1 protein-coding gene is annotated in these 2712 nt (G+C 37.6%); it reads left to right on the top strand.

The genetic code is table 11. The annotated features are described in order from the left end of the window. The coding region (locus HMPREF0631_RS10180) for a cell wall-binding repeat-containing protein (RefSeq protein WP_002843964.1) at nucleotides 1–2588 on the top strand (2588 nt) is incomplete at its 5' end. Between the last annotated feature and the right edge of the window lie 124 nt (nucleotides 2589–2712).

Raw genomic sequence — 2712 nt, 5'->3', positions numbered from 1 at the left:
TTAATGGTCTATATGGAAAATCTTATGCAGTATTTAAAGACAGTAAACTAGCAAAAGATAAATTCCCAACACCAGAAGCGGCAGATAACTTCAAAGAAGCAAAATGGAATGTAGAAAAACCATGGGATCAAGCAATAACAAAAAACACAACATTCACGGCAAAAGCAACAGCTCAAACTACAGAAGGTCAAACTGACCCACCAACAATCAATGCACCAAAAGCTGGAGATAGAACTATCTCAGGTACAGGTGTTCCAGGAGCTAAAGTTAGCGTTACTAAAGAGGATAAGGGTGGAACTGGTCAAGGTTCACCAATTGCTCGAGATGTAATTGTAGGCAATGATGGAAACTGGACAGCTAATGTACCTGATGGAGTAAATCTTGAAGAAGGCGATACAATCTTAGCTACACAAAAAGAAAATGGTAAAGATGAATCTGACCAAGCTCAAGCAAAAGTAAAAGGAAAAGAAGACACAACTACAGATTCAGTAATACCATTTGAACCAACAGATCCTAAAAAACCTGGAGATAAAAACGATCCAAATATCCCAACAGAAAATCCAGAAGACAAGAAACCAATCAAGAGAGATGAGTATGTAGTAGTAGGATTTAAAGCAAGCCCAGACAATTCAGGAACGCTAACACTAGGCGAATTAAAGAACAAAGCAGTAATCTCAGCCCTAGTTAAAAAAGATACAGAATGGGCAAAATTCACAATGCCAACAACAAATGACGGAAACGACTACGTATTCTGGCATTGGAACGAAGCACCAGAAGACAAAGTAGCAGACGGACAAGTACGTGTGGCAACATTCATAAAGAGTGGAGACGAAATCAATCCAAATGACAACAATCCGCTACCAACAGGATTCCACAAGGTAACAGTAACAAAGGGAACAGGAATTGCAGATAACGCATTGTTTGGTAAGAGCTATGCAGTTAAAAAAGGCGAAACACTAGCCCATGACAAGTTCCCAACACTAAAAGTTACAGATGAAACACAATTCAAGAATCCGTCATGGAACGTCGAAAACCCATGGACAGTACCAGTAGCAGACAAAGACTTAACATTTACAGCAAACGCAGTAAATGCAGTATTTGATAAAAACAACGTAACAGGAATGGAAGTAAAAACACAACCAGACCTAAATTACGTTGAAGGAAATGCTACAAAGGGTAAACTAGACCTAAGCAGGCTAGTAGTAACACTAACAGACAAAAATGGAAACACACAAGACGTGCCATTTGACAAGCTAGGTGAATATGGAATAACAGCAAATCCAGGAAACGGAACAGACATGACTGTTGATGGAAACAATGGAAAACCAGTAGTATTAACAAAAGATAAGTTAACAGCAAACACTGATAACTTGGTTGTAACAAAAGACAATACAACAGAAGAAAAATCAGAAAAACCAATAATAGACCGACCAACTGAAGGTGACGACAAGATTACTGGAGAAGGTAAGCCAGGAGCTAATATTGTAGTCAAAGATAAAGTTGGTAACAAAATTGGTGAAGCTGAAGTAAATGATAAGGGTAAATGGGAAGTACCAGTACCAAAAGATAAGCCACTAAAAGAAAATGATAAGATTACTGTTGAACAAACAGAAAAGGGTAAAAAACCAAACACTGCTGAAACAACAGTAAAAGGTAAGAAAACCCCAACTCCATCAAGACCGTCAAGACCATCAACACCATCAACTCCAGACAGAGTTCATGGTAAGGACAGAGTTGAAACTGCTATCGATATTTCTAAGAAATACTTTGGAAAAGCGAACACAGTAATTGTAGTAGATAAGAAAGATTTCCCTGACGCAATGACAGCATCAGTATTATCTAAGCTTTTAAAGGCACCTATCTTACTAACAGATACTAACAAACTTGACCCTAGAGTAGCAGCAGAAATTCAAAGACTGGGAGCAAAAGATGTAATAGTCGTAGGTGGAAACAAATCAGTATCAGAAGCAGTTAAGAAAGAATTAGCTAAATTTGATAAAGATACAGTAGAAAGAATCTACGGTAGAGACAGATACGAAACTTCAGCACAAGTTGCAAGAAGAGTAGTTGGAATCACTGGAAAACTTGGACACGCAGTAGTAGCATCAGGTCAAGTATTTGCAGACGCACTAACAGTAGCACCTTACGCATCAAGAGAAGGTTACCCAATACTACTAGTAAGAGCAAACAACTTACCAAAATCAGTTAAAGATGCTATAACAGAACTAGCTATAAACAAAGTAACAATAGCAGGTGGATACACAACAGTAAATAAATCACTAGAAGCTTCACTACCAACAGTAGCAGAAAGATTAAGTGGTAGAACAAGATACGAAACAGCTATTGATATAGCAACTAAGAAGTTTAATACTAACAAAATATTCTTAGCAAATGGAGAACATTGGATGGACGCACTTGTAATAGGACCAGTAGGTGGTATCTTAGATATGCCAATCCTATTAACACAAGCAAACAGCGCACCACAATCACTAAAAGACTATATCGCTAAAGAAAGAATCCAAAAGATTACAGCAATTGGTGGTAGAACTATGGTAAGTGATAGAGTTTTAAACGAGCTAAGTAAATAAAGTAAAAAGAAAGAACTTGGGAGAAATCCTGAGTTCTTCTTTTTTCCTATTCGAAGTGTGGTAGCCCCACTTTTGTCATCCTTATATGAACGATTCAACAATCAAACCAGCCAAAAATGAAGCC

It is taken from the genome of Peptostreptococcus anaerobius 653-L (genome assembly GCF_000178095.1).
Taxonomy (GTDB): domain Bacteria; phylum Bacillota; class Clostridia; order Peptostreptococcales; family Peptostreptococcaceae; genus Peptostreptococcus; species Peptostreptococcus anaerobius.
This window is presented reverse-complemented; position numbering and strand designations above follow the sequence as displayed.